Below are 25471 nucleotides of genomic sequence, written 5' to 3'. Positions count from 1 at the left end.
TTAAGCGGCGGAATCGAGGACTTCGGTCAGCCACTGGTTGGTGACTTCGACGCGGAAATTGGGGTTTTCGGCAGGCGGCACATCGGTGAAGCGAATGTTCCAGTACACCTTGCCCTGCTCCAGTTGGCTGGCGGTGTTCAGTTCCGGGTCGGCGAAGACCTCGAAGTTGATGATCGCGCCCTGGTTCTTCAGGTCGCGCATGAAGGCCTGCAGGCCCTCGGTGACGTCCTTGACGTAGGTGGCGGTGATGGAGCGGTCGACGGCCCACTTGTGGCCGTAGAGGATCGCGTCCATGACGATGTCCATGGTCCGCACGCGGGTGACGAAGGCCCATTTCGGGTCGCTCGACAGGGTGCGGTTGCCCCACAGTCGGAATCCATCGTCGCGGATGATGGTGGCGATGTTGGCGTTGTTCAGCAGGTTGGCGCGGCAGGTGTCGTCGCCATCGAGGAACTCCACGGCGCGGGTGGTGCCGGTGATGCCGACGAACTCCTTGTTCGACGGCGACGCCCAGAAGCCGTACTCGCGGTCGGTGAAGGCGAACAGGCCGGCGACCCAGGCCGAACCCGGCGCGTCAACGGTGGCCTCTGCGGCGTTGTCCCAGTAGCGCACGCCCGGGTCGACCAGGAAAGCACGCTTGGCGCCGAAATTCTTGGCGTAGGCGATGGCCGCTTCGTCGGTGGTGTTGGGGCCGTCGATGATGGCGATGGCGCGCAGTTTGTCGGCCAGGGCTACCAGGGCGGTACCGACGGCTTGGGTGGAGCTGTGCTTGGGGGTGACCAGCAGGCGCGGCTGGGCGTTGAAACGGCTCTTGCCGTCGAGCAGCGCTTGCAGGCCGGTGCGCTTGCCGTCGGCCAGCACGTTGCCGATGATCGCCGAGGTCTGCTCGGCGGCGTCTTCGAGCTTGGCCACGCCGCAGGCGACGATAACCGTCTTGGCACGGCTGTAGATGGCGCGGCAAGCCTTGGTGATCGCCGCGTCCTGGCCGAACGCCGCGACCGCTTCGCGCTCGCTGGTGATCAGCACCAGGTCATTGGCCTTGGCGGTGATGCCCGGGCCTTCGGTGAAGGTGTCGACCAGGCCGATGATCGAGGATGACGGCAGAGCGATACTGCGGGCGCCCGTGTCGACGTTGGTAACGGTTACGCCGTGGAAGAATCCACTCATGTAGGTGTGCTCCAGGTTTTGATGTAAAGGTTCAGATGTAAAAAAGCCCCGCGCTTGCAGGGCCTGAAAGGGTTGATGTGGGAAGCAAGTGGTGGTGGCAGCCGAGCCGCTTCAGATGAGCTTGATACGGCTCGGACACGCGATGTTGCGAGGCCTCACAGCACCGAAATAGACACTGTTGGCGGCTAGCGTTTGTGTGGTTGCGGATGCGGAAGTGGTCGAAACCGCCACGACTTCATTGGTGTCAGGACCATCGAAATACTTAGGTTTCATGTTTTGCATGCGCCGAAAGGACGACACTGCGTCGACGATTTCCCCATGCACCAGCGAAGCAAGCTGGTATGAACCTGCGACTCGCGCGGGGTCCGCACCACGGCCTTCATCCAGAGATCGCAGGAACTCACCACGCAGCTCAGGAATGCGGAACGTGGTTACCCCGTCTCCGCGTGTCCAACCGCCCTCCATGCCCACGCGCTGCGCTTCGTTCACCAACATGCCCGACTGCTGTGCGTGATCCCACAGCCATGGCCAGTCACCCCGCGCCAGCAGCCTTGCATTAGGGATGCTCCAGCCCCCTGGGTTCAGCGCGGTCGAGGTTTCGAACACGACACGCCCCAATGGGGTGTTGTCCATGCGGTCCAGCAATAGCCAGTTGCCTGCGCCATCACTGCGCAAGTGCCAGAAATCACCACCGCCCAGCACCATGCAGAAGGGATAGCCTTCAGGGCGAAGGTGGGTATGGAACTTGATTTTCTCGCCGTTGGCGGCATACACGAGCAAGGCGTTGGCACTGTTGTCGACGCGCTGAATGCGCACGTCCATGACCTGGCTCGCCTTGGGCAGGGTGATCATGGTCTGGCCTGCCGAGGCGTCTGCCAGTAGAAAACCGGTTTCGTGAGCTTCCAGCACCTTGTTGGCACGAATGACCGTGTTGTTGATACCCTGCACCGAAAGCATTCCACTTTCGATGGCTGCAAAAACATCACTGCGGCTCATGCCGACCTCCCTGGCTGCACAAGAAATTCAGGTGCCGCGGGGCGATGTTCGATCTGAGGAAATTCACTGGCCTGAGGCCAGTCACGCAACGCCTGGATATACACCATCAGTGCGCTGTACTGCTGCGCATCGAGCGTGGTATCGATGCCCATTTCCACCTGATCGCGGTGTCGGTCCCGCAGCCAGGCCATCTCGGCCAGCTTGGCGTCACGCCACACGCGGTCATCGTTCTGCCCTGCAGGTAGCCGTCGGTTCAGAAACGCAAGGTAACGTGGGTCATTGTCTTCCACTTCCACGATGCCCGGCCAGAACTCAGGTGATTGAGGGCAGGCAAAGACACTAACCACCTCCCCCTCCAAGATACTCAAGTACTTCATATGCGATACCCCGTGATGTAGACGCTGTATTCGGGCGTCCCCTGGGTCTGGTTGACGGTAGTCATGTACATGAGCTGGCGCGTCACAAGCGGCAAGCCTTCGAACATGATGGAGCTGGCGCCGTTTGCCGGAATCGTTGCGGTGTTGCGCTTGATGCCATTGGCACTGGACGTTGCGTACAACTCGATGGAGATCGCACCCGCCTGTGAACTTCTGACTGAAAACAGCCCCTCGGCTGATACTGCATTGGGTGGCACGGAGCCCGCCAACGAGACCGGAGCCATGTTAACGGCTGCAGCGCCCAGGTAAGGTTGTGTGGGCAGTGGCGCGGCCAAACGCCCCCGCACCACCACGGGGAGCATTCTCCCGGCACCATCGGTTGGCACTACCGCCACCAGTGCCGAGGCGCTGAAACCGCCAGAGGGCCATGGCCCGGCAAAGACCTCGGCTGCCACATCCTTGCTGGCGTTCACCGCTATCGCGGCGCTCGTTCTGGCCTGGGGGTTGTAGAGCACATAAAGGGCCACATAGCCATTGGCCGGCGCAGTGCCGGTATTCATGCCACCGGCGCCGACCGTGCCCAGGTTCAACGACACAGAGACGTTCGGAACCGACCAACCCAGCCCGCCCAGGGCGTTCTTGACCACCAGTTCATCTGCCTGAACAGTCGCCGTGCCAGATGCCGACACGATATCCATGCGTACACCGCGCGCCTCACCCACGGTCGCCGATGCCTTCGTCAGCGCCTTTGCTTCGGCAATCAACGCAGCAACGTCGGCCATGCCCTGGTTCACCGGCGCACTCCAGGCCTTGATGCACCACATGACGGCCAAGTTGCGTGGGCGGGTGACCCCGAAGTTTTGCCCCTCAGCCGCAAGCGTACCCGCCGTTCCAGTAACGCCGGCGTAGCTAGCAGAGGGATAGTTCACGGGATTGGCCAGGTCGAGCCCAAAAGCGGCGCGTGCACTGGACTCAGGCGTGATGGTCGCGTTGTACAGGCCTGTTACGGTCGGCGTGATATTGGTCGAATCGAGTGTTTGAAGGCTGCCATTTTGCTGCGACCCAATCGCTCGACCGGCATCGACTCCACGCCCATGGTCCCAGCCACGCAGGAACTCGCCTCGATAATCGGGTAGCCGGAAATAGCCCGCTGGTTCGCTGCCCGTGTTGTAGGTCATGCCCAGGTAGGTCGCCAGGTCTGGATAGGTCGCAGCACTTTGTAGGCTACCGTCGAGCTCCAGGTAGCCTGCCGGTACCTCAGCCTTGGGAAATGGCAGGATCGCGCCCAGGGGTGTTGAAGAACGCAACGCAGTCAGTTCTTCAACAAGGGCTGCGATGTCGATCTGCCCCTGGTTTACCGGCGCATTCCAGGCCTTGACGCACCACATCACGGCAAGGCTGCGCGGGCGGGTTTCAGTACCGCCTTTGGCCACTGTCGGGCCGAACACACTTGATACGAGTGTTGCATGGAGTACCGAACTACCCGCTGCCATTGCGGTTGCGCCCAGGTTCCCTGACGCACTGCCGGCAACATTTGCCTCGTAGGGCATTCTTCCAGTACCGGCATCAGCCGAAATCACCGCATGGTGGTGATCGAGCAGAGTGTCACCGGCCCAGCTACCAATAGTTCGACCCGAATCGACCCCGCGCCCATGGTCCCATCCACGGAGGAACTCACCGCGCGTGTCGGGAAGCCGGAAGTAGCCCTCAGGATCATTGCTCTTGTTGAAAGCGCCGCCCAGGTAGGCGGCGAGATCTGGATACGTCGCATTTTTCTGCAAGCTACCGTCAATCTCGATGAACCCCGCAGGCACCACACCACGCGGGAATGGCAGCATCGAACCTACCGGCAAAGCCGACGCTGTTTTAAGCAGCGCCTGAACTTCCGCCTTGCTGTAGCCGTCAACGGACCTGAACGCGGCAAACGCCAGGATCTCTACGGCATCGCCCATGGTGCAGGGGCTGCGCAGCGTTACCTTCTCGCCATCGGAGAGGTAATCGGTGATCTCGCGGCCGTTGCGCAGCACAATGGTGCTGCCGACGGTGTGTACACAACTGAAGACCGTCTGGTCGACCGACGCCTCGAACGAGAAACGCTCAAACGCCTTGCTGGCGCCAACGCCACCACCGAGCTGGAAGTAGGTCCCGTCGTAGTTCAAATCGTACAAGGCGTCGGCGCGGATATCGCCACCCACCAGATCGACTAGACCACTATCGCCAGGCTTCTTCACCGCTACGGCTGCCAGGCCATTGATACCTGCCGTCACGGCGCCGGTATTGGTGGCACTGGCCCGGAACTGAAAGCGTTGACCGGCGGCATAGGCCTTGAGTACCGACTCGCTGTTACTGAGCTTGAGCGCTAGCGCATTGGCGGTGCCCGTTGCACTACCGAGCCAAGCCAGCGGCCCGACATCCTTGCCGGCATCGGCGCGGCGCAGGTACTGCGGGTGCGGGTCGGCTGCCTCCAGATGCGCCTTGAGTTGGTTACGCGCATACAACTCGGCCGCTTCGCGGGCTTTGTCGACGTAATCGCGAGTGGCCAGAACGATACTCGGGTCGATCTTGAGCGTCACATTGGCGAGGTTGCCGAACACCACATGCATGCGGATGGTCTGGGTACGTCCGGAGCCTTGCGCCAACAGTGGTTTGTAGCTGGGGGCCGGCTTGGCCACGGCAATGAAGTTGCCGTTGGCGTCTTCAAGCGCCAGCTCGCGGATCCACCAGCCGCCGGTTTCCGGTGGCAGAACCAGTTCGGCCACCAGCACTCCAGGGTCGGCGGGCGATTGATACAGGGCATTGAGTTGTGCCCGATAGACCTGGCGCACCAGCGCGGTCTGGGTTGGTTTGGGCGTTGGGTCGGGGGTCTGCGAAGGCTCGCCGCCAGCATCACCGATCAACATGTGGGTGATGTTCCAGGGCAGCCCCAGCACGGCGGTGTTGGCCTGTTGGGCGATGCCCACGTTGGTCAGGAACCCACCGAATTGGGTGGTTGAGTTAGCCATTGAGGTAGATGTCCAGTATGTCCGAGGTGTGGTCGTTCACCAGGTTGTAAGCGCCCAGGTGTATGTCGATGTCCGATGCCTGCCAGGGAAGTACCTCCAGCAGTTCACCGTCGTAGAGCGCGACGGCCTGATAGGCGGGGATGTGGCTTTCGAGGCTGATGTCGAGCCCGACCAGGTGCCGGCTGACCGGCTTGGCGTCCTCGATCAATCGGGTCAGCTCTTGGTAGGTCTGTTCGTCGATACCGCTGTCCGCCACCCCGACCTTCAGCGCAAAGGTCCCCGGTACTCCGGCCGGCTGGGTCTGCCACCATTCCTGCACCTCGATCAGGTAGCCGAACGGTTCGACCACCCGCCGCAGGGCGCCGAGGGTGCCCTTGTGGGCGTGGACGAAGAACGCCGAGCGGATCACCGAGCGCTTGATCGCCTCGCTCCAGCTGTCGTCCCAGCGGTCCACCGACCAGGCCCAGGCCAGCTGGTAGAGCAGGTGCGCCGGGCAGGTGTCGGGGTTGTAGAGGGTGCGCAAGGCGGCCTTGAGGTCTTCGTCGGCGGCCACCTCGATGGCCCGCTCCAGTGGCGTGCGGTTGAGCGGCAGAAGACTCTGCATGTCAGCCACCCCGCCGCAGTTCGATTTCCGTACACCAGGCGGCCTGGGCCTTGCTCGGGCGGATATCGCTCCAACCGACCAGCTCGACGCGGCTCACGCCGTCGATATGCAGTTGCGCGTCGATCCCCGAACGGGCGACCTCGACGCCCAGGCGTCGGCGCGGGTTGACCCAAGCCTGGAGACGGCGCCGACACTCGGTGAGGATCGCCTCGAACTCCGGGCCGTTGTCGGCCATGTGCAGCACCGCCTCGACGCGGTACGGCAACACCTCGGCGCTGCGCACGTTGACCCGGTCGGCGACCGGGCGGATATCGTCGTCGTTGAGGTAGGCCTTGACCTGGGCCAGCAGCTCGGGGCTGGCCACGCCATCGTTGTCCAGGCTCAGCACGGTGACGTCCACCACGGCCGGCGACGGGCTTTCGGCGGTCGCGTCGGCGACGCGCCCCGAAGCGTTGCGGGCATGCAGGATGTAGCTGTTGCGCGGGCCGGCGGTGGTCAGGCCTTCGTAGACCAGCTGCACCCGTTCGCGCAGGGCGTCGTCGGATTCGAGCATGGCCTCGGTCGGAGGGATCGTGCTCGGGTTCGCGACCTGGATCACCAGGCGCTGCAGGTTGACGTTGGCCGCCAGTTGGTCGAGGTCGCTGCCTTGGGCGTAGGCCAGCAGCAGCGCCTTGGCCGCGTCGTTGATGCGCGCTCGGTTGAGCAGCTTGCGGTAGGCGCCCACTTCGAGCAGCTTGGTCACCGGGTCGCTTTCCAGGCTGGCGGTCCAGCCTTCACCCATCTGGGTGCGGAAGCTAGTCAGGTCTTCCTGGTAGAGCACCTCGAAATCAAGGTCTTCGAGCAGTTGCGGCGCGGGTAGTTTCGACAGGTCGACCTGGCTCATACGGTCACCTCCACCAGGGCGTCATCCCCTAGGTAACGACCGCTCAAGGCCAGACTGACCTGGCCATCAAGTACGGCGACGACCTTGACCCGCTCCAGCTTCAGCCGCGGTTCCCAACGCCCCAGGGCCCTGGCCACCTCGGCCTGCACCGCACTCTTCCAGCCTTCGTTGACCGGCAGGTCGACGTAGCGGCGCAGCTGGCTGCCGTACTCCGGGCGCATGCGCCGGCTGCCCAGCGGCGTGGTGAGGATGTCTTCGATGGATTGACGCAGGTGGGTCACGCCCGACAGGGGCTGGCCGGTGCGGCGGTCCATGCCGATCATGGGGCACCTCCTGGGATTGAGGCTCCAGGTAGCCTGTTCGGATAGCGCATGGTTATCACCTGGCAGAAAGGAATGGGTTGCCCGGCCAGGCCGGGCAGCCGCTTCAGGACACGAAGTCGTACGTCAGGGCGATGGCCGCCGTGGCATTGTTGGCGACGGTCCACAGGCCGTAGCCCGCCGGGATGAACAGCGGATAAGGCAGGGTGTACTGCGAATCGATGCCGCCATTGATCCCGCCCATGATGGCGTGGACGCTCATGTCGCCGATGTAGGCCGGCGCCTTCGGGCCGGTGTACAGGTTGAGGATGCCGCCACCGGTGCACAGCGTGGCGGTGCGCAGGTACACGCCATCCTTGTTGTCCGCGGCGCTGAAGACCTGGCTGACGGCGGTTGGGTGGGCGTTGAAGAAATGCTTGCCGACTTTTACTGCTTCCATGTTGCTTTACCTTTTGAGTCGAAATGATGGGGCGCGGCAGACGCCGCGTTCATGTCGCTCAATGGCGATCTTGCTGGGCTCCAGGCCTTTGTTCAGTGCTTGTGATTGGCGGTGTTGCCGGCCGTATCGATGATCCGGCTACCGCCATTGATATCGCCGCTGACCGTCAGCGGGCCGTTGATGGAGACGTTGCCGGAGAGGGTGATCGACGCGGCTTCGAGGGTGATGAGGTTGTCGCTGACCACCAGGGTGCTGGCGCCGACCTTGACCGTGGCCTGGCCGCTGGGCAGCTGGATGTCATAGCGTTTGGCCTGCCAGTCGTAAGCCAGCGAGCCACCGTCGTCGAAGCGCCAGACCTCGACATGGTCGCGGTTGTCCGGCGCCGTGCCGGCATTGCCGTATAACCCCGGGACGAAGGTGCCCAGTGCCGGTTCGCCGCTGGGGCTGATCAGCACGCCCTGCTCGTCCAGGCTCGGTACCCGCCAGTGGCGGGCCTTGCCGGCAGCCTGGGCATGCCAGCGCACCCAGGCGCTGGTCCAGCCGCCGCCGTCGGACACCCGCACCCGGGCGGCGGCCAGGTCGACCGCGACCACCCGACAGGGGATCACCAGGCTGGCCAGCATGCGATCGTGCATGGCGCTGGCGTAGCTCATGCCAGGTCCTCCGGTGACAGGTACTTGTCCTGGTTGCCGGGCCCGGTGTCCGGGGCAAAGCCCAGCATCAGGCTGCCCGCCGGCTGGTCGGGCCAAGGCCACTGGACAGTGCCTAACAGGACAGGTTGATCCCATTGCACCCGCCAGGTGGTGCCCTCGGCTTCGGCGAGGATGTCCCGTGCGCCCTCGACGTAATCGAGCCCCCAGGATTGCTGGCGCAGCACATCGATCAGCTGCGCCGCCAGCACACCGGCCTGCGTCCGTGCCTGCGCGGGGGTGCCCTGGGCGGTGACGCGGGCCTCGAAGGTCGTCATCAGCAATGAGCGACCATCACGCAGCGCCTCGTCGCCACGCATACGCAACACACCATGGACCAAGGCCGGCAGTGCCGGCTCGGTAATGTCGTCGCCCTCCGTGGCGACTGTGGCGAAGGCCGGCAACGCCGCCCGCAGGGTGGAGGTGACGGCCACGTACAACTGGGCCAGTTCGCTCATGCGTGTGCTCCTTGAACGCTCGGTTCGGCTAAGGCCGGGCCCGCAAAGGCCCGGCGCCCGACTCAGAAGTGCCAGGTCCAGATGTCGATCGGCTTCTGGTCAGGGTTGATCTTGCGGATATGGCGATAGGTCGGCTGGAAGCCGAAGCGCGCCCACACCGGTTTCTCGTCGAGGATGGCGATGCTGCCGTTGGCCTGCAGGCGCAGCACCGCGCTGGCATGGCCGCCGGTGTGCGAATGCCACAGCACCGCGTTGCCAGTGCCGTAGATCACCAGGTTGCCGTCACCCTGGAACACTGCGCGCACGGCGCCCTTGCCTTGAGTGCCGGCGTTCCAGGTGGGCGCGCCGTTCGGGCCATAGGCCACGAGATTGCCGTCGCCCTGGAACACCAGCTTGCTGGTGCCCGCGCCATACACCACGCCCTGAACCAGCTCGGAGCCAGGCGCCAGCAGCAGCGAGTCCACCGCGCCAGGCACCAGCGGGATAGCCGATGTGCCGTTCCACAGCGCCAGGGAGTCGACCAGCACGATGTTGCCGTCGTCCTGCAGTACCAGGTGGGTGCGATTCCACTGGTCTTTGCTGGTGAAAGTGCTGTTGTCGGTCAGCCAAACCCGGCGCCGCGAGTAGTCGTCTAGGAAGGCGCCGTACTGCACGTAGAAGGCCAGCGGGGCCTTCTTGTTGCGCAAGGGGATGGTCGAGCTGAAAGGTTGCTGTTCATTGGCGACCCAGACGGTGGCGCCGTTGTCCTGGATCACCAGGTTGCCATCGCCCTGCAGCAGCAGCTTGAAGCGCTGGTTGGGCGACAGCAGGTACTGGCCCGCCGACAGGGTCTGGTAAGCGGGCAGCACCGAAGTGCCGACGCCGTTGAAAGGAATGCGGGTACGACCTGCCATGTGTTTCTCCTACTGAATCGATTGAAGGGGAGCCGGGCTCTGCGGCCCGTCCTGATCGCTCGTCGGCACGTTGTCGAGGCCCGTGGCCTTCATGTGGTTCAAGGTCGCGCACCGCGAACACTTGATCTGGACCAACGCCGACCCGCCGATGCGGGCCAGCAAGCGGTTGCATTTACCGCAGCGAAATTCGTTGAACATCCGCCTCTCTTCCTTGTTGCCACGTTCATTCTTCGTCCTGGTGCGCCACTGTGGACTGCTCGCCCAAACCCAGCCGCCGCGCGGCCCAGCGCTCATAAAGGCCGATGGCCACGTCAGCGCCGGCCATGGCGGTAAGGCAGCCAAAGGCGCTGGCACTCCAGATCGACATGCCGCTGGCGTACAGCAGCATGACCGTCGACACCCCGCAGACCATGCAGGCCCCGGAGCGCAGCGCCAGCCGCCTGAGCAGCCCCCAGCCACGGGCGCCGGCCTTGTCGGCGCGCCACATCTCGCCGGAAAGTCCGCCCAGCAATGCCAGGAGGATCACCAGCCAGAGCGGCATCTCCAGCAACGTCTGTTGCTCGTTCGTCACGTTCCTGTCTCCTGCGTGTTGCCCGCCAGCGACAGACCGGCGGGTCGTGATTGGCTTGACTCGGCATTCCAAAAAGCCCGCCTTGCAGGCTTTTCAGTAATGCGCGGTGTAACCGCCGGCCACGACTGGTGACGCCGTGCGGTTGCGCTTCAAATTGGTGACTCCGACCGCGGCCGCCTGCCCGCCGGATAACTGATCGTGGTGCTTTACGCTGCACACCCGGGCCAGTTGCCAACCCTCTGAACAGTCGAGGCCTGTTCATCGCTGCCTGCTTCTCAACCGGTTTCGTCCGGCTTGGGATACATTTTATGCATTCATGCATATGCAGTCAATGCACAAATTCAAATTTTTATGCATCAGCCTTTGCTCTTATGCATGGAGGCCTGATCTGACGTGGGTGTAGGGGGTTTCTGAAGGCGAAAAAAAACCCGCCAAGGCGGGTTTTTATCGAGGGCTGGGGATCAACGGGCGTACATGCCCCACCAGAAAACGTGACCGAGGAGGCTGATCTGTTCTTCCTGCATCTGCTGGAAGCTGTAGTCCTCGTCGGGGTGCTCGTCACGGTTGAAGCTGCGCAGGCGAATGCCGGTAGGCAGGCGGTACACCTGTTTCACCCGCAGCTGGCCATTGTGGTTGATGGCATAAAGGTCACCGTCGATGATATCGCCGATGGTGCTTTTACCGGTGTTGACCCCGACCGTGGCGCCATCGCGCAATACCGGCAGCATGCTGTTGCCACGCACCGTCACGCACTTGGCGTTGTCGAACTGCACGCCATTGTGACGCAGGCTGCGTTTGCCGAAGCGCAAGCGAGCGTTCTCGCTTTCCTCGATGACGAATCTTCCTGATCCTGCTGCCAACTCGACCTCACGAAGAAAAGGAACGGATACCTCGTCGTCCTCGACGGGGGTTTCATCGTCCCACAGGCTGATATCGCTCAGGGCCGCGTGGCCCTGGGCGAGCGGGGCCGCGTCACGGGACTCGCCCAGTTCGACACGGCCGCGCAACTGGTCGGTGCTCACGCCGAAGTACTCGGCGATCTTCGAGACGTGCTTGTCCGAAGGATCGACGATCTTCTCGCTGAGAATCCGCGACAGGGTAGATTGAGGTACACCCGTGCGCCGATGCAGCTCTGTCGGGGACAGGCCGTGGCGGGCGAGCAGTTCTCTAAGTACGGAGGCTACGTTGCGTTTTTGCATAATGCGCATAATGCAACCGTAACAGCGCAAATGCAATGGCCAGGCAAGCGGAAAACAAGGGTTGCCCCTCCCCCGGGCCATCGCTATCGTCGCCATCCCTCACCATGGATCGGAAAACGGCATGGACCTTTCGCCGCGACGCCGCTGGCCCACCTACCTGCTTGTCGGGTTGATCATTGCGTTGATGGCGGCCCTGAACATCCAGGACTGGCCGTCCTTTGAACGGCCACGGCGAGTCTTTAGCCGAGGCTTCGTGATGTTCTGCGTGCTGGTGGTGATCATGGAACTGATCCTCCTCAACCAGTTCTTCGGCCACCCGGGCTAGGGCCGACGCCTGACAGCCCGCGCAGATTTGCCCCACCCATCCAACCTGCGCCCAGCGGAAAAAGCCTGTACCATTGACGGTTTCGAAATTTGCCACCAGACCACCCGCTGTAAGGCCCTGAATGTCTGATCTCTCCGCACACACCCCGATGATGCAGCAGTACTGGAAGCTGAAAAACCAGCACCCGGACCAGCTGATGTTCTACCGCATGGGCGACTTCTACGAGATCTTCTACGAAGATGCGAAGAAAGCCGCGAAACTGCTGGATATCACCCTGACCGCCCGCGGGCAGTCGGCGGGCCAGTCGATTCCCATGTGCGGGATTCCGTTCCACTCGCTCGAAGGCTACCTGGCCAAGCTGGTCAAGCTCGGCGAGTCGGTGGTGATCTGCGAGCAGATCGGCGACCCGGCTACCAGCAAGGGCCCGGTGGAGCGCCAGGTGGTGCGCATCATCACCCCGGGCACGATCAGCGACGAGGCGTTGCTCGACGAGCGTCGCGACAACCTGATTGCCGCCTTGCTCGGCGACGAGCGGCTGTTCGGCCTGGCGGTGCTGGACATCACCAGCGGCAATTTCACCGTGCAGGAGATCAAGGGCTGGGAGAACCTGCTGGCCGAGCTCGAGCGCATCAACCCGGTGGAGCTGCTGATCCCGGATGATTGGCCGCAGGGCCTGCCAGCGGAGAAGCGCCGTGGCGCACGGCGCCGCGCCCCGTGGGACTTCGACCGTGATTCGGCACGCAAGAGCCTTTGCCAGCAGTTCGCCACCCAGGACCTCAAGGGCTTTGGCTGCGACAAGCTGACCCTGGCCATCGGCGCCGCCGGCTGCCTGCTGAGCTATGCCAAGGAAACCCAACGCACCGCCCTGCCCCACCTGCGCAGCCTGCGCCACGAGCGCCTTGACGATACCGTCATCCTCGATGCCGCCAGCCGCCGCAACCTGGAGCTGGACATCAACCTGGCCGGTGGTCGCGACAACACCCTGCAATCGGTGATCGACCGCTGCCAGACCGCCATGGCCAGCCGCCTGCTGACCCGTTGGCTGAACCGTCCGCTGCGCGACCTGAAGGTGCTCAAGGCGCGCCAGGACTCGATCCGCTGCCTGCTCGACGGCTATCGCTTCGAAAAGCTGCAGCCGCAGCTCAAGGAAATCGGCGACATCGAGCGGATCCTCGCGCGCATCGGCCTGCGCAACGCCCGCCCGCGTGACCTGGCGCGCCTGCGCGACGCCCTCGGCGCCCTGCCCGAGCTGCAGAACGCCATGGCCGAACTGGAGGCACCGCACCTGGCGCGCCTGGCCGCGATCACCGGCACCTACCCGGAGCTGGCCGGCCTGCTGGAGCGGGCGATCATCGATAACCCGCCGGCGGTGATCCGCGACGGTGGCGTGCTCAAGACCGGCTACGACAGCGAACTGGACGAATTGCTGTCGATCAGCGAGAACGCCGGCCAGTTCCTCATCGACCTGGAAGCCCGCGAGAAGGCCCGCACGGGCCTGGCCAACCTCAAGGTCGGCTACAACCGCGTGCATGGCTATTTCATCGAGCTGCCGACCAAGCAGGCCGAACAGGCACCCGCCGACTATATCCGCCGGCAGACGCTCAAGGGCGCCGAACGTTTCATCACCCCCGAGCTGAAAACGTTCGAGGACAAGGCGCTGTCGGCCAAGAGCCGTGCCCTGGCGCGCGAGAAGATGCTCTACGATGCCTTGCTCGAAACCCTGATCGGGCACCTGGCGCCACTGCAGGACAGCGCCGCGGCGCTGGCCGAGCTGGATGTGCTGAGCAACCTGGGCGAACGCGCCCTGAACCTCGACCTGAACTGCCCAAGCTTCGTCGATGAGCCGTGCCTGCGCATCGAGCAGGGCCGCCACCCGGTCGTCGAGCAGGTGCTGACCACGCCATTCGTGGCCAACGACCTGGGCCTGGACGACAGCACGCGCATGCTGATCATCACCGGCCCGAACATGGGCGGTAAGTCCACCTACATGCGCCAGACCGCGCTGATCGTGCTGCTGGCGCACATCGGCAGCTTCGTCCCGGCAGCCGCCTGCGAGCTGTCGCCGGTGGACCGTATCTTTACCCGTATCGGCTCCAGCGACGACCTGGCCGGCGGGCGCTCGACCTTCATGGTCGAGATGAGCGAAACCGCCAACATCCTGCACAACGCCACCGACCGCAGCCTGGTGCTGATGGACGAAGTCGGCCGCGGCACCAGCACCTTCGATGGCCTGTCGCTGGCCTGGGCCGCCGCCGAGCGCCTGGCCCAGCTGCGCGCCTACACATTGTTCGCCACCCACTACTTCGAACTGACCGTGCTGCCGGACAGCGAGCCGCTGGTGGCCAACGTGCACCTGAATGCCACCGAACACAATGAACGCATCGTGTTCCTGCACCATGTGCTGCCGGGCCCCGCAAGCCAAAGCTACGGCCTGGCCGTGGCGCAACTGGCGGGCGTGCCGGCGGCGGTGATCCAGCGTGCCCGCGAGCACCTGGGCCGGTTGGAGACCACCAGCCTGCCCCATGAAGCGCCGGTTGCAACGCCGCGCGACAATACGCCTCACGTGCCGCACCAGAGCGACCTGTTCGCCAGCCTGCCACACCCGGCCATCGAGAAGCTGGGCAAGCTGGAGCTGGACGACATGACGCCGCGCCAAGCTATCGAAATGCTATATCAACTGAAAAACCTGTTATAACGGCCCACCGCGCAAGCTGGTAGAATCCGGCGCGGTTTGCGAAGGCTGCAGGTTATTAGCCTGGTCTGCAGCCAGCACCGTGAACCGCGCTGCCCTGGAAGGAAGGGCAAGCTGCCGTCGCCTGAGGAGAGAATTAGAAATGACCTTCGTCGTCACCGACAACTGCATCAAATGCAAGTACACCGACTGCGTGGAAGTCTGTCCGGTGGACTGCTTCTACGAAGGCCCGAACTTCCTGGTGATTCACCCGGACGAATGTATCGACTGTGCGCTGTGCGAGCCTGAGTGCCCGGCCCAGGCGATTTTCTCGGAAGACGAAGTGCCGTCCGGCATGGAGAACTTCATCGAGCTGAACGCCGAGCTGGCCGAAATCTGGCCGAACATCACCGAGAAGAAAGACGCCCTGGCGGACGCCGAAGAGTGGGATGGCAAGCCTGGCAAGATTGCCGATCTGGAGCGCTGACAGCGCCCAGGTACGAAAAAGGCCCGCGAGGGCCTTTTTTCATTTTCAGCAGACAAAAAAAGGGGCGGTTTGACCCGCCCACATTTTTTCCGTAGTCCCTGTATGTCCCAATCATCGTCCTGATGAATCGCGTCCCGCGATGTCCTTGGCCATCATCCGTGAGAGCCTGTGTCAGTCCGTAGACACAGTTCGAATACTAGCGATTCCCGGCCTTGGGACAAGCAACGAATATCTCAGGATGATTCAGGCGTAACATCTTCTGAAATTTATAAAAAACATATATTTCAAGTACTTGTAAAAATTACGCCACTGGAAACGACTTTGATTTACTGATCCCTACAGCAATCACTTACATGACGAGTAAGCGAATGCTTACACGCGATACTACGAGGGTGGCGAAATAAACACTTTTGCCGAGGGTGCTGCTGCCTCAATGCCGTCCTCGCCAATGGTCCAGCCCCAGCAGCACCAGCCCGATCGCCCAGAACCCTGCCAGCACCCCTGTTGCATTCATCAGTACCTGCCCATAGCCCAGCCGCGCCACATCGACGAACGGGTAGGGATACACCCCGATCTCATGCCCGCGCAGCAGCACGAAGGCAAAATACAGCATCGGGTACAGTGCCCAGGCTGCCAGATGCCAGAGCCGTAGCCGCCCCTTGGGCACCTCGAACCACCAGTACAGGATGAACAGCAGCGGCATCACGTCGTGCAGCAATTCGTCCGCCAGCCATTGCCAGCCCTGGGGTTGCCACAAGTGGCGCAGCAACAGGCTGTAGGCCAGCGTCACCAACACGATACTGGCCGCAACGCACGAACTGACCACCGGGGAAAGAAACCAGCGCCTGGCCGCCGACTCGCGACCAAACGCGGCATGGCTGAGCACCGTGGCCACCAGCGTGTTGCTGAGCACGGTGAAATAGCAGAACAGGTTGACCATCCCGCCGACCAGGCTGGCCTGCTCCTGCCAACGTGCCAGCAGTACAAGGTACAGCTGGATCGCCAGCCCCGCCCAGCCGAGCACAGCCGCCAGGGCAAGCCAAGGCCGGCGCGGCATCAGCCTTTGCGCTGCAGCTTCACGTACAGCTGCTCGACCTTCTCCCGTGCCCAGGGGGTCTTGCGCAGGAAGGTCAGGCTCGACTTGATCGTCGGATCGCTCTTGAAGCAGCGGATGTCGACGCGTTCGGCCAGACCCTGCCACTGATAGTGCGCCACCAGCTCGGTGAGGATCTGTTCGAGGGTCTTGCCGTGCAGCGCGTTATGGTTGGCCGTGCTCATGCAGTGCTCCAGGTTCGGGAAGGTGCGCACCTTACATGAGTGTAGGAGCGGATTCATCCGCGATGCGTTCGTCGACAAAACTGCGCCGTCCGGACAATCGAGCGCCGCCCACGCGGCGCATCGCGGATGAATCCGCTCCTACATTCGTTGCAACGTGCCGAACCTGATGGGCCATGGTTGCCCGCCGCGATTCAGAGGCTCCCAAGCGGCACGACCGGAGCACTGGACAAAAACCACTGGCAAGCACGGGAAGCCTTGTGCTGAAATAGTGATGTTATATTGTAACAACACAAAGAATCTGCCAAGGAACGCCACATCCCCATGCGTCACATGCCGCTGCACCTCTCCCCCCTTGCCGTCGCGCTCTGGCTGGCCTCGACTTCCAGCCAGGCCGTGGAACTGCAACCCCAGGTGATTACCGCCAACCCATTGGGCAACGCCCAACTGGCTGCCCCGAGCACCGTCCTTGAAGGCGACAACCTGCTGCAGCAGCAACAGGGCAGCCTCGGCGAGACCCTCAACAAACAGCCTGGTGTCGCCTCCACCTGGTTCGGCCCTGGCGCCAGCCGCCCGGTAATCCGCGGCCTGGACGGTGACCGCATTCGTATCCTGCGCAACGGCGTCGGTGCCCTGGACGCCTCGTCGCTGTCCTACGACCACGCCGTGCCGCTGGACCCGGTGACCGTCGAGCGGGTCGAGATCGTCCGCGGCCCGGCCGCCCTGCTCTACGGCGGCAACGCCATCGGTGGGGTGGTCAACACCTTCGACAACCGCATCCCCGACTCGCCCATTGAAGGCATCCATGGCGCGGGCGAACTGCGCTACGGCGGTGCCGACACCACGCGCAGCAGTGCGGGCAAACTGGAGGCCGGCAACGGCGCCTTCGCCCTGCACCTGGATGCCAACAGCCGCCAGTTCAACGACCTGCGCATCCCCGGCTATGCCCGCAGCTCGAAGGTGCGCGACGCCGACGAGCCCGGCAGCAAGCACCGCCTGAAAAACAGCGACGGACGCCAGGACGGCGGCGCGATCGGTGGTTCCTATCATTGGGATCACGGCTATACCGGCCTGTCCTACAGCCGCTATGACAGCAACTACGGCTCGGTAGCCGAGCCCGGCGTGCGCCTGGACATGCAGCAGGACCACTACGGCTTCGCCTCGGAACTGCGCGACCTGGACGGACCATTCAGCTCGGTGAAGGTCGATGCCGGCTACACCGACTACCAGCACCGTGAAATCGAAAGCGGTGACGTGCACACCACCTTCAAGAACAAGGGCTACGAAGCGCGCATCGAGGCCCGCCACCAGCCGCTGGGGCCGGTCGAGGGCGTGATCGGTGCCCAGGTCAGCCGCAACGAGTTCTCCGCACTGGGCGAGGAAGCCTTTGTCCCGCACACCGACACCGACAGCCTGGCGCTGTTCCTGCTCGAGCAATGGCAGGCCACCGAGCGCCTGAACCTGAGCCTGGGCGCGCGCATGGAACACACCCGGGTCGATCCGGATGCCAAGGGCAACGAAACCTTTGCCGGAGCCGACAGCGCCAGCAGCTTCAATGCCTTCAGTCTGTCATCGGGCGCGGTGTACCAGCTCGACCCGATCTGGTCGCTGGCCGCCAACCTCGGCTACACCGAGCGCGCGCCAACTTTCTACGAGCTGTATGCCAACGGCGCCCACGTGGCGACCGGCGCCTACGAGATCGGTGACCCGAACCTGAACAAGGAAAAGGCCATCTCCGGCGACCTGGCTCTGCGCTTCGACAACGGCACCCACAAGGGCAGCGTCGGTGTGTTCTACAGCCATTTTCGCAACTACATCGGCCTGATCGGCACCGGCAACCTGCGTGAAGGCCATGATCACGACCATGGCGACGATCATGACCACGACCATGATCACGATCACGGTGATATCCCCGAGTATGCCTACCAGGGTGTGCGCGCACGCTTCTACGGTATCGAGGCCCAGGACCGCTGGAAGTTGCTGGAAAATCGCTACGGCAGCTTCGCCCTGGAACTGTCCGGCGACTACACCCGGGCCAAGAACCTCGACAGCGGCGAGCCGCTGCCGCGTATCGCACCGCTGCGCCTGAACAGCGGCCTGGTCTGGGAACTGGATCGCTGGCAAGCGCGGGTCGATGTACAGCATGCCGCGTCGCAACGGCGCAAACCGGCCAACGAAACCGGCACCGACGGCTACACCACCCTTGGCGCAAGCCTGGGGTATCGCTTCGACATCGGCCAGAGTGAATGGCTGGCGTTCGTGCGCGGCGAGAACCTCACCGACCAGACCGTGCGCTATGCCAGCTCGATCCTGCGCGATATCGCGCCGGCGCCGGGGCGTAGTGTGCAGGTTGGCTTGCGCACCTCGTTCTGACGGCATCGCGGGCAAGCCCACTCCCACGCTGGGGGGCGGGCTTGCCCCGCGATGGGGAAGGTGACTGTTACGCCATCAGCAACAATCCCCTGCGACATTTTGTCTTTTTTTCTTACAACTTCCCCTATATCCTCCCCGCCGCAAGCTGAATCGCTTCATCGTTCCTCAAACGCAGCCATTTCCCTTCGATGCTTTCACGCCTCGTTGCGCTTGCCGTTTCCTCAACAATCAAAAGATAGCGCTATCTCATGCTCCAGCTGCCCAATACCCGTTACTCCGGCCTCGCCCTCGCCACCCTCCTCGGTGCCCTGTCCCCTGCCACCAGTGCCAGCGAAATGTTCGCCAAGGACTCGAAGTGGATGCTCGGCGACTGGGGCGGTACCCGCAGCGAACTGCTGGAGAAGGGCTACGACTTCACCCTCGGCTACACCGGCGAGATGGGCAGCAACCTGCACGGCGGCTACAGCCACGACCGCGCCGCACGCTACAGCGACCAGTTCACCTTCGGCGTGAACATGGACCTGCAGAAGATCCTCGGCTGGCACGACACCGAGATGCAGTTGACCGTCACCGAACGCCACGGCAACAACATCAGCAACGACCGCATCAACGACCCGCGCGTCGGCGGCTTCACCTCGGCCCAGGAAGTCTGGGGCCGTGGCCAGACCTGGCGACTGACGCAGATGTGGATCAAGCAGAAATACTTCGATGGCGCGCTGGACGTGAAATTCGGCCGCTTCGGCGAAGGCGAGGACTTCAACAGCTTCCCCTGCGACTTCCAGAACCTGGCGTTCTGCGGCTCGCAGGTGGGCAACTGGGCCGGCGGCATCTGGTACAACTGGCCGGTCAGCCAGTGGGCCCTGCGCGTGCGCTACAACCTCAATGACGCGCTCTACGCCCAGGTTGGGGTGTTCGAACAGAACCCCTCTAACCTCGAGAGCGGCAACGGCTTCAAGCTCAGCGGCAGCGGCACCCAGGGCGCGGTGATGCCGATCGAACTGGTCTGGAGCCCACGGGTCAATGGCCTGAAAGGGGAATATCGCGCCGGCTACTACTACAGTAATGCCAAGGCACAGGATGTACTCAAGGACAGCAACGGTACGCCGGCCGCCATCAGCGACGCCGCCTATCGCAGCAGCTCCAGCAAGCACGGTCTGTGGCTCGGCGCCCAGCAGCAGGTGACCGCGCTGGCCTCCGACCAGTCGCGCGGCCTGAGCCTGTTCGCCAACGCCACGGTGCACGACAAGAAGACCAATGCCATCGACAACTATGTGCAGGCAGGTGTGGTTTACAAAGGGCCGTTCGATGCCCGCGCCAAGGACGACATCGGTTTCGCCCTGGCCCGCGTGCACGTCAACCCCGGCTACCGCAAGAACGCCCGCCTCATCAACCAGGCAAACAGCCTGGACAACTACGACAACCCCGGCTTCCTGCCCGTGCAGGACACCGAGTACAGCGCCGAACTCTATTACGGCATCCACCTGGCCGACTGGCTCACCGTACGCCCGAACCTGCAGTACATCCGCCATCCGGGCGGGGTGTCGCGGGTCGACGACGCGTTGATCGGCGGCCTGAAGATCCAGAGCAGTTTCTAACCCGACCCTTTCACACTACGGAGAACAGACGATGAGCACTGACGGTGCCAAGAATGGAACCCGCTGGCTACCGCGCCTGATGGGCGTGCTGCTGCTGCTGATGGGCCTGGCCCTGCTGGCCGGCGGCATCAAGCTGAGCCAGCTGGGCGGCTCGCTTTACTACCTGATTGCCGGTATCGGCTTCGCCCTGTCCGGCATCCTGCTGCTGGCCAAGCGTCGCATCGCCCTGGGCCTGTATGGCCTGGTACTGCTGGGCAGCACCGCCTGGGCGCTGCAGGAAGTGGGCCTTGACTGGTGGCAGTTGGTACCGCGCCTGGCCATCTGGTTCGCCATCGGCGTGGTCCTGCTGCTGCCGTGGGCGCGCCGCCCACTGGTGGGCCCTGCATCGAAGGTCAACACTGCCCTGCTCAGCGTCGCCGTGGTCGCCTCCGGCGCCACCGCCCTGGCCAGCCAGTTCACCCACCCGGGCGAGATCCGTGGCGAGTTCACCCGCGACAACAGCGAAATGGGCAGCGCCGCCCCGGCCATGCCCGACGGTGAATGGCAGGCCTACGGCCGCACCGAGCATGGCGACCGCTACTCGCCGCTGCGCCAGATCACCCCGCAGAACGCCTACCGCCTGGAAGAGGCCTGGCGCATCCGCACCGGCGACCTGCCGACCGAGAACGACCCGGTGGAGCTGACCAACCAGAACACGCCGCTGAAGGTCAACGGCATGCTCTACGCCTGCACCGCCCACAGCCGCCTGCTGGCGCTTGACCCGGACACCGGCGCCGAGATCTGGCGCTACGACCCGCAGGTCAAGAGCCCCACCGGCACCTTCAAGGGCTTCGCCCACATGACTTGCCGCGGCGTCTCGTACTATGACGAGAACAGCTACGTCAGCCGCGATGGCAGCCCCGCGCCGAAGATCACCGACGCAGGCCTTGCCGTGGCTCAGGCCTGCCCGCGCCGCCTCTACCTGCCCACCGCCGACGCCCGCCTGATCGCTATCAACGCCGACACCGGCAAGGTCTGCGAAGGCTTCGCCAACCAGGGCGTGATCGATCTGACCCGTGGCATCGGCCCGTTCACCGCCGGTGGCTACTACTCAACCTCGCCGGCCGCGATCACCCGCAGCCTGGTGATCATTGGCGGCCATGTGACCGACAACGAATCGACCAACGAACCGTCCGGCGTAATCCGCGCCTACGACGTGCACGACGGCCATCTGGTGTGGAACTGGGACAGCAACAACCCCGAAGACACCAAGCCCCTGGCCGACGGCAAGTTCTACAGCCGCAACTCGGCCAACATGTGGTCGATCGCCAGCGTCGACGAAGACCTCGGCATGATCTACCTGCCGCTGGGCAACCAGACGCCCGACCAGTGGGGTGCCGACCGCACCCCCGGCGCCGAAAAGTACAGCGCCGGCATCGTCGCCCTGGACCTGGCCACCGGCAAGGCGCGCTGGAACTACCAGTTCACCCACCATGACCTGTGGGACATGGACGTCGGCAGCCAGCCCACCCTGGTGCACCTGAAGACCGACGACGGCGTCAAGCCGGCGGTCATCGTGCCGACCAAACAAGGCAGCCTGTACGTGCTCGACCGCCGCGACGGTACGCCGATCGTGCCGATCCGCGAGATCCCGGTCCCCCAAGGCGCGGTCAAGGGCGACCACACCGCACCGACCCAGGCCCGTTCCGACCTCAACCTGCTCGGCCCTGACCTGACCGAACAGGCCATGTGGGGCGCCACGCCGTTCGACCAGATGCTCTGCCGCATCCAGTTCCGCAGCCTGCGCTACGAAGGCCAGTACACCCCGCCCTCCGAGCAGGGCAGCCTGGTCTACCCGGGCAACGTCGGCGTGTTCAACTGGGGCAGCGTCTCGGTCGACCCGGTGCGCCAGATCCTCTTCACCTCGCCGAACTACATGGCTTTCGTGTCGAAGATGGTCCCACGCGAGCAGGTCGCAGAAGGCAGCAAGCGCGAAAGCGAGACCAGCGGCGTGCAGCCGAACACCGGTGCGCCGTACGCCGTGACCATGCATCCGTTCATGTCGCCGCTGGGCATTCCGTGCCAGGCGCCGGCCTGGGGCTACGTGGCAGCCATCGACCTGTTCACCAACAAAGTGGTGTGGAAGCACAAGAACGGCACCACCCGTGACAGCACCCCGGTACCGATCGGCATGCCGGTGGGCGTGCCAAGCATGGGGGGCTCGATCGTCACTGCCGGCGGTGTCGGCTTCCTCAGCGGCACCCTGGACCAGTACCTGCGCGCCTACGACGTGAAGAACGGCCAGGAGCTGTGGAAGGCTCGCCTGCCGGCAGGCGGCCAGGCCACGCCAATGAGCTACACCGGCAAGGATGGCAAGCAGTACGTGCTGGTGACTGCAGGCGGCCATGGCTCGCTGGGCACGAAAATGGGCGACTACATCATCGCTTACAAATTGGCTGAGTAAGCGTCACGCCTGTCGCGGGGCAAGCCCGCTCCCATCGAGGGAGCGGGCTTGCCCCGCTATTGTTTCCCTCCGCAGTTCTCCCCCCTTCGTCTACCATTGAAACCTGCCAACCACCGCCCCATCTAAGCACCATAGCCATTCACGCAGGTGCCCCATGAGCGACCAGCAGGATTTCCCGGAACACCCCGACGAACACAGCGAAGTCGAACATCTCGATCCCGCGACCGCCCCCGGTCACCATCTCGCCCTGCCCGGCCAGCAACTGCCGGACAAGGTCTACGTGATCCCGATCCACAACCGCCCGTTCTTCCCCGCGCAAGTGCTGCCGGTGATCGTCAATGAAGAACCCTGGGCCGAAACCCTCGATCTGGTCGCCAAGACCCCGCACCACTCCCTGGCGCTGTTCTTCATGGACACCCCACCGGAAGACCACCGCCACTTCGACACCAAGGCCCTGCCCGAATACGGCACCCTGGTGAAGGTCCACCACGCCAGCCGCGAAGGCGGCAAGCTGCAGTTCGTCGCCCAGGGCCTGACCCGCGTGCGCATCCGCACCTGGCTCAAGCACCACCGCCCGCCCTACCTGGTGGAGGTCGACTACCCACGCCAGCCGACGGAGCCCACCGACGAAGTGAAGGCCTACGGCATGGCCCTGATCAACGCGATCAAGGAATTGTTGCCGCTCAACCCGCTGTACAGCGAGGAACTGAAGAACTACCTCAACCGCTTCAGCCCCAACGATCCGTCGCCACTGACCGACTTCGCCGCCGCCCTCACCTCGGCCACCGGCAACCAGCTGCAGGAAGTGCTCGATTGCGTGCCCATGCTCAAGCGCATGGAAAAGGTCCTGCCGATGCTACGCAAGGAGGTCGAGGTCGCCCGCCTGCAGAACGAGATCTCCGCCGAGGTGAACCGCCAGATCGGCGAGCACCAACGCGAATTCTTCCTCAAGGAACAGCTCAAGGTCATCCAGCAGGAGCTGGGCCTGACCAAGGACGACCGCAGCGCCGACGTGGAGCAGTTCCAACAGCGCCTGGTGGGCAAGACCCTGCCCGAGCAAGCGAAAAAACGCATCGACGAGGAGATGGGCAAGCTGGCGATCCTCGAAACCGGCTCGCCGGAGTATGCCGTCACCCGCAACTACCTGGAGTGGGCCACCGCGCTGCCCTGGGGTGTGTACGGCAAGGACAAGCTCGACCTCAAGCACGCGCGCAAGGTACTCGACCGCCACCACGCCGGGCTCGACGACATCAAGGAACGCATTCTCGAGTTCCTTGCCGTCGGCGCCTGGAAGGGTGAGATCAGCGGCTCCATCGTGCTGCTGGTGGGTCCGCCCGGGGTAGGCAAGACCAGCATCGGCAAGTCCATCGCCGAATCCCTGGGCCGGCCGTTCTACCGTTTCAGCGTCGGCGGCATGCGTGACGAGGCCGAGATCAAGGGCCACCGCCGCACCTACATCGGCGCCCAGCCGGGCAAGCTGGTGCAGGCTCTGAAGGAGGTCGAGGTGATGAACCCGGTGATCATGCTCGACGAGATCGACAAGATGGGCCAGAGCTACCAGGGCGACCCGGCCTCGGCGCTGCTGGAAACCCTCGACCCGGAACAGAATGTCGACTTCCTCGACCACTACCTGGACCTGCGCCTGGACCTGTCCAAGGTGCTGTTCGTCTGCACCGCCAACACCCTGGACTCGATCCCCGGCCCCTTGCTCGACCGCATGGAAGTGATCCGCCTTTCCGGCTACATCACCGAAGAGAAGCTGGCCATCGCCAAGCGCCACCTATGGCCCAAGCAGCTGGACAAGGCCGGCGTGGCCAAGACCAGCCTGAGCATCAACGACGCCGCGCTGCGCGCGGTGATCGAGGGCTATGCCCGCGAAGCCGGTGTGCGCCAGCTGGAGAAACAGCTGGGCAAGCTGGTGCGCAAGTCGGTGGTCAAACTGCTGGAAGACCCGGACGCCAAGCTCAAGATTGCCGCCAAGGACCTCGAGCCCGCCCTGGGCATGCCGGTGTTCCGCAGCGAGCAGGTGCTGGCCGGCAAGGGCGTTATCACCGGCCTTGCCTGGACCAGCATGGGCGGCGCCACCCTGCCGATCGAGGCCACCCACATCCACAGCCTCAACCGCGGTCTCAAGCTCACCGGGCAGTTGGGTGACGTGATGAAGGAGTCGGCGGAGATCGCATACAGCTTCATCAGCTCGAACCTCAAGCAGTTCGGTGGCACGCCCGGCTACTTCAACGAGGCGTTCATTCACCTGCACGTGCCCGAGGGCGCAACCCCCAAGGATGGCCCCAGCGCCGGCGTGACCATGGCCAGTGCCTTGCTGTCGCTGGCTCGCGACCAGCCGCCGAAGAAAGGCGTGGCCATGACCGGCGAGCTGACCCTGACCGGCCAGGTTCTGCCGATCGGCGGGGTCCGCGAGAAAGTGATCGCCGCGCGGCGACAGAAGATCTTCGAACTGATTCTGCCGGAGGCCAACCGTGGCGATTTCGAAGAACTGCCCGAGTATCTGAAGGACGGGCTGAGCGTGCACTTTGCCAAGCGCTTTGCCGACGTGGCGAAAGTGCTGTTCTGACAGCCCGTCATCGCGGGGCCAGCCCGCTCCCACGCATACGCTGAGGGAGCGGGCTGGCCCCGCGATGAATCCGCCACCACCACACAAACTTCCGACAGCTTCGGTTATCCTCAGGCCATTCCAGCTTCA

23 protein-coding genes are annotated in these 25471 nt (G+C 63.8%); 7 read left to right on the top strand and 16 right to left on the bottom strand.

The window, feature by feature from the left end; all coding sequences use genetic code 11:
• The 14 genes from DFS21_RS02515 to DFS21_RS02450 all read right to left on the bottom strand — a co-directional run bounded on the left by DFS21_RS02515 (position 1) and on the right by DFS21_RS02450 (position 11607).
• Positions 1-1167, bottom strand: a complete 1167-nt coding sequence (locus tag DFS21_RS02515) for a phage tail sheath family protein (protein WP_111531763.1) — start codon at positions 1165-1167, stop codon at positions 1-3.
• 111 nt (positions 1168-1278) lie between these two features.
• Positions 1279-2163 carry a phage tail protein gene (locus DFS21_RS02510; RefSeq protein WP_146603126.1) on the bottom strand — a complete coding sequence of 295 codons (885 nt, stop codon included), beginning with the start codon at positions 2161-2163 and terminating at the stop codon, positions 1279-1281.
• The gene (locus tag DFS21_RS02505) at positions 2160-2540 is read right to left on the bottom strand and encodes a phage tail assembly chaperone (RefSeq protein ID WP_111531761.1); all 381 of its coding nucleotides are present in this window, start codon (positions 2538-2540) and stop codon (positions 2160-2162) included. Before DFS21_RS02505 ends, DFS21_RS02510 begins: the two co-directional genes overlap by 4 nt.
• On the bottom strand, positions 2537-5542 hold the full coding sequence (locus DFS21_RS02500; RefSeq protein WP_111531760.1) for a phage tail protein: 3006 nt from the start codon (positions 5540-5542) through the stop codon (positions 2537-2539). Before DFS21_RS02500 ends, DFS21_RS02505 begins: the two co-directional genes overlap by 4 nt.
• Positions 5535-6146 carry a phage tail protein I gene (locus DFS21_RS02495; protein WP_111531759.1) on the bottom strand — a complete coding sequence of 204 codons (612 nt, stop codon included), beginning with the start codon at positions 6144-6146 and terminating at the stop codon, positions 5535-5537. The genes DFS21_RS02500 and DFS21_RS02495 overlap by 8 nt, the downstream gene beginning before the upstream one ends.
• A 1-nt stretch (position 6147) precedes the next feature.
• A complete protein-coding gene (locus DFS21_RS02490) occupies positions 6148-7029 on the bottom strand; it encodes a baseplate J/gp47 family protein (protein WP_111531758.1) in 882 nt (293 codons plus the stop codon).
• The gene (locus DFS21_RS02485; RefSeq protein ID WP_111531757.1) at positions 7026-7352 is read right to left on the bottom strand and encodes a GPW/gp25 family protein; all 327 of its coding nucleotides are present in this window, start codon (positions 7350-7352) and stop codon (positions 7026-7028) included. The genes DFS21_RS02490 and DFS21_RS02485 overlap by 4 nt, the downstream gene beginning before the upstream one ends.
• A gap of 103 nt (positions 7353-7455) precedes the next feature.
• Positions 7456-7788 carry a hypothetical protein gene (locus DFS21_RS02480; RefSeq protein WP_110738424.1) on the bottom strand — a complete coding sequence of 111 codons (333 nt, stop codon included), beginning with the start codon at positions 7786-7788 and terminating at the stop codon, positions 7456-7458.
• A 92-nt stretch (positions 7789-7880) separates the two neighbouring features.
• A complete protein-coding gene (locus DFS21_RS02475; protein ID WP_111531756.1) occupies positions 7881-8441 on the bottom strand; it encodes a phage baseplate assembly protein V in 561 nt (186 codons plus the stop codon).
• Positions 8438-8935: a hypothetical protein gene (locus tag DFS21_RS02470; protein ID WP_110697796.1), complete on the bottom strand. Its 498-nt coding sequence runs from the start codon at positions 8933-8935 to the stop codon at positions 8438-8440. The genes DFS21_RS02475 and DFS21_RS02470 overlap by 4 nt, the downstream gene beginning before the upstream one ends.
• Before the next feature lie 62 nt (positions 8936-8997).
• Positions 8998-9828, bottom strand: a complete 831-nt coding sequence (locus tag DFS21_RS02465) for a putidacin L1 family lectin-like bacteriocin (protein WP_110697794.1) — start codon at positions 9826-9828, stop codon at positions 8998-9000.
• Between the two features lie 9 nt (positions 9829-9837).
• Positions 9838-10026 carry a Com family DNA-binding transcriptional regulator gene (locus DFS21_RS02460; protein ID WP_110697792.1) on the bottom strand — a complete coding sequence of 63 codons (189 nt, stop codon included), beginning with the start codon at positions 10024-10026 and terminating at the stop codon, positions 9838-9840.
• Between the two features lie 25 nt (positions 10027-10051).
• Positions 10052-10399, bottom strand: coding sequence for a phage holin family protein (locus DFS21_RS02455; RefSeq protein WP_110697790.1), 348 nt, complete (start codon positions 10397-10399; stop codon positions 10052-10054).
• Between the two features lie 461 nt (positions 10400-10860).
• Positions 10861-11607, bottom strand: a complete 747-nt coding sequence (locus DFS21_RS02450) for an XRE family transcriptional regulator (protein ID WP_082337656.1) — start codon at positions 11605-11607, stop codon at positions 10861-10863.
• A 112-nt stretch (positions 11608-11719) separates the two neighbouring features.
• Between DFS21_RS02450 and DFS21_RS02445 the strand changes: the two genes are divergently transcribed.
• From DFS21_RS02445 to fdxA, 3 genes are all read left to right on the top strand, one after another.
• Positions 11720-11923 carry a hypothetical protein gene (locus DFS21_RS02445; RefSeq protein WP_102681627.1) on the top strand — a complete coding sequence of 68 codons (204 nt, stop codon included), beginning with the start codon at positions 11720-11722 and terminating at the stop codon, positions 11921-11923.
• A 121-nt stretch (positions 11924-12044) separates the two neighbouring features.
• Positions 12045-14618: a DNA mismatch repair protein MutS gene (gene mutS / locus DFS21_RS02440; RefSeq protein WP_111531755.1), complete on the top strand. Its 2574-nt coding sequence runs from the start codon at positions 12045-12047 to the stop codon at positions 14616-14618.
• Positions 14619-14757: 139 nt separating this feature from the next.
• Positions 14758-15081, top strand: coding sequence for a ferredoxin FdxA (gene fdxA, locus DFS21_RS02435; protein WP_023629582.1), 324 nt, complete (start codon positions 14758-14760; stop codon positions 15079-15081).
• Between the two features lie 430 nt (positions 15082-15511).
• Here fdxA and DFS21_RS02430 read toward each other — a convergent pair whose 3' ends face one another.
• Positions 15512-16138, bottom strand: coding sequence for a Pr6Pr family membrane protein (locus DFS21_RS02430; RefSeq protein WP_111531754.1), 627 nt, complete (start codon positions 16136-16138; stop codon positions 15512-15514).
• Positions 16138-16359 (bottom strand): VF530 family DNA-binding protein, encoded by a 222-nt coding sequence (locus DFS21_RS02425; RefSeq protein ID WP_102681624.1) that lies wholly within the window; start codon positions 16357-16359, stop codon positions 16138-16140. The genes DFS21_RS02430 and DFS21_RS02425 overlap by 1 nt, the downstream gene beginning before the upstream one ends.
• Positions 16360-16680: 321 nt before the next feature.
• On the opposite strand from DFS21_RS02425, the gene DFS21_RS02420 reads away from it, so the two are divergent.
• The 4 genes from DFS21_RS02420 (at position 16681) to lon (ending at position 25342) form a co-directional block, all read left to right on the top strand.
• Positions 16681-18729, top strand: a complete 2049-nt coding sequence (locus DFS21_RS02420; protein ID WP_111531753.1) for a TonB-dependent receptor — start codon at positions 16681-16683, stop codon at positions 18727-18729.
• A gap of 248 nt (positions 18730-18977) precedes the next feature.
• The gene (locus DFS21_RS02415; RefSeq protein WP_110697782.1) at positions 18978-20324 is read left to right on the top strand and encodes a carbohydrate porin; all 1347 of its coding nucleotides are present in this window, start codon (positions 18978-18980) and stop codon (positions 20322-20324) included.
• A gap of 31 nt (positions 20325-20355) precedes the next feature.
• Complete coding sequence (locus DFS21_RS02410; protein ID WP_110697780.1) at positions 20356-22767, top strand: glucose/quinate/shikimate family membrane-bound PQQ-dependent dehydrogenase; 2412 nt, start codon at positions 20356-20358, stop codon at positions 22765-22767.
• A gap of 154 nt (positions 22768-22921) precedes the next feature.
• Positions 22922-25342, top strand: a complete 2421-nt coding sequence (lon, locus tag DFS21_RS02405) for an endopeptidase La (protein WP_110697778.1) — start codon at positions 22922-22924, stop codon at positions 25340-25342.
• Positions 25343-25471 lie beyond the last annotated feature (129 nt).

It is taken from the genome of Pseudomonas sp. 2848, from assembly GCF_003253945.1.
Classification (GTDB): Bacteria; Pseudomonadota; Gammaproteobacteria; order Pseudomonadales; family Pseudomonadaceae; genus Aquipseudomonas.
The sequence above is the reverse complement of the archived record's forward strand: the minus strand, read 5'-3'. Positions and strand labels throughout refer to the sequence as shown.

Coding starts and splice junctions, on each gene's coding strand:
- DFS21_RS02410 (WP_110697780.1), top strand. CDS start 20,356: ATGAGCACTGACGGTGCCAAGAATGGAACCCGCTGGCTACCGCGCCTG.
- lon (WP_110697778.1), top strand. CDS start 22,922: ATGAGCGACCAGCAGGATTTCCCGGAACACCCCGACGAACACAGCGAA.
- DFS21_RS02505 (WP_111531761.1), bottom strand. CDS start 2,540: ATGAAGTACTTGAGTATCTTGGAGGGGGAGGTGGTTAGTGTCTTTGCC.
- DFS21_RS02510 (WP_146603126.1), bottom strand. CDS start 2,163: ATGAGCCGCAGTGATGTTTTTGCAGCCATCGAAAGTGGAATGCTTTCG.
- DFS21_RS02515 (WP_111531763.1), bottom strand. CDS start 1,167: ATGAGTGGATTCTTCCACGGCGTAACCGTTACCAACGTCGACACGGGC.
- DFS21_RS02485 (WP_111531757.1), bottom strand. CDS start 7,352: ATGATCGGCATGGACCGCCGCACCGGCCAGCCCCTGTCGGGCGTGACC.
- mutS (WP_111531755.1), top strand. CDS start 12,045: ATGTCTGATCTCTCCGCACACACCCCGATGATGCAGCAGTACTGGAAG.
- DFS21_RS02460 (WP_110697792.1), bottom strand. CDS start 10,026: ATGTTCAACGAATTTCGCTGCGGTAAATGCAACCGCTTGCTGGCCCGC.
- DFS21_RS02465 (WP_110697794.1), bottom strand. CDS start 9,828: ATGGCAGGTCGTACCCGCATTCCTTTCAACGGCGTCGGCACTTCGGTG.
- DFS21_RS02420 (WP_111531753.1), top strand. CDS start 16,681: ATGCGTCACATGCCGCTGCACCTCTCCCCCCTTGCCGTCGCGCTCTGG.
- DFS21_RS02500 (WP_111531760.1), bottom strand. CDS start 5,542: ATGGCTAACTCAACCACCCAATTCGGTGGGTTCCTGACCAACGTGGGC.
- DFS21_RS02430 (WP_111531754.1), bottom strand. CDS start 16,138: ATGCCGCGCCGGCCTTGGCTTGCCCTGGCGGCTGTGCTCGGCTGGGCG.
- DFS21_RS02470 (WP_110697796.1), bottom strand. CDS start 8,935: ATGAGCGAACTGGCCCAGTTGTACGTGGCCGTCACCTCCACCCTGCGG.
- DFS21_RS02445 (WP_102681627.1), top strand. CDS start 11,720: ATGGACCTTTCGCCGCGACGCCGCTGGCCCACCTACCTGCTTGTCGGG.
- DFS21_RS02415 (WP_110697782.1), top strand. CDS start 18,978: ATGCTCCAGCTGCCCAATACCCGTTACTCCGGCCTCGCCCTCGCCACC.
- fdxA (WP_023629582.1), top strand. CDS start 14,758: ATGACCTTCGTCGTCACCGACAACTGCATCAAATGCAAGTACACCGAC.
- DFS21_RS02475 (WP_111531756.1), bottom strand. CDS start 8,441: ATGAGCTACGCCAGCGCCATGCACGATCGCATGCTGGCCAGCCTGGTG.
- DFS21_RS02450 (WP_082337656.1), bottom strand. CDS start 11,607: ATGCGCATTATGCAAAAACGCAACGTAGCCTCCGTACTTAGAGAACTG.
- DFS21_RS02490 (WP_111531758.1), bottom strand. CDS start 7,029: ATGAGCCAGGTCGACCTGTCGAAACTACCCGCGCCGCAACTGCTCGAA.
- DFS21_RS02495 (WP_111531759.1), bottom strand. CDS start 6,146: ATGCAGAGTCTTCTGCCGCTCAACCGCACGCCACTGGAGCGGGCCATC.
- DFS21_RS02480 (WP_110738424.1), bottom strand. CDS start 7,788: ATGGAAGCAGTAAAAGTCGGCAAGCATTTCTTCAACGCCCACCCAACC.
- DFS21_RS02425 (WP_102681624.1), bottom strand. CDS start 16,359: ATGAGCACGGCCAACCATAACGCGCTGCACGGCAAGACCCTCGAACAG.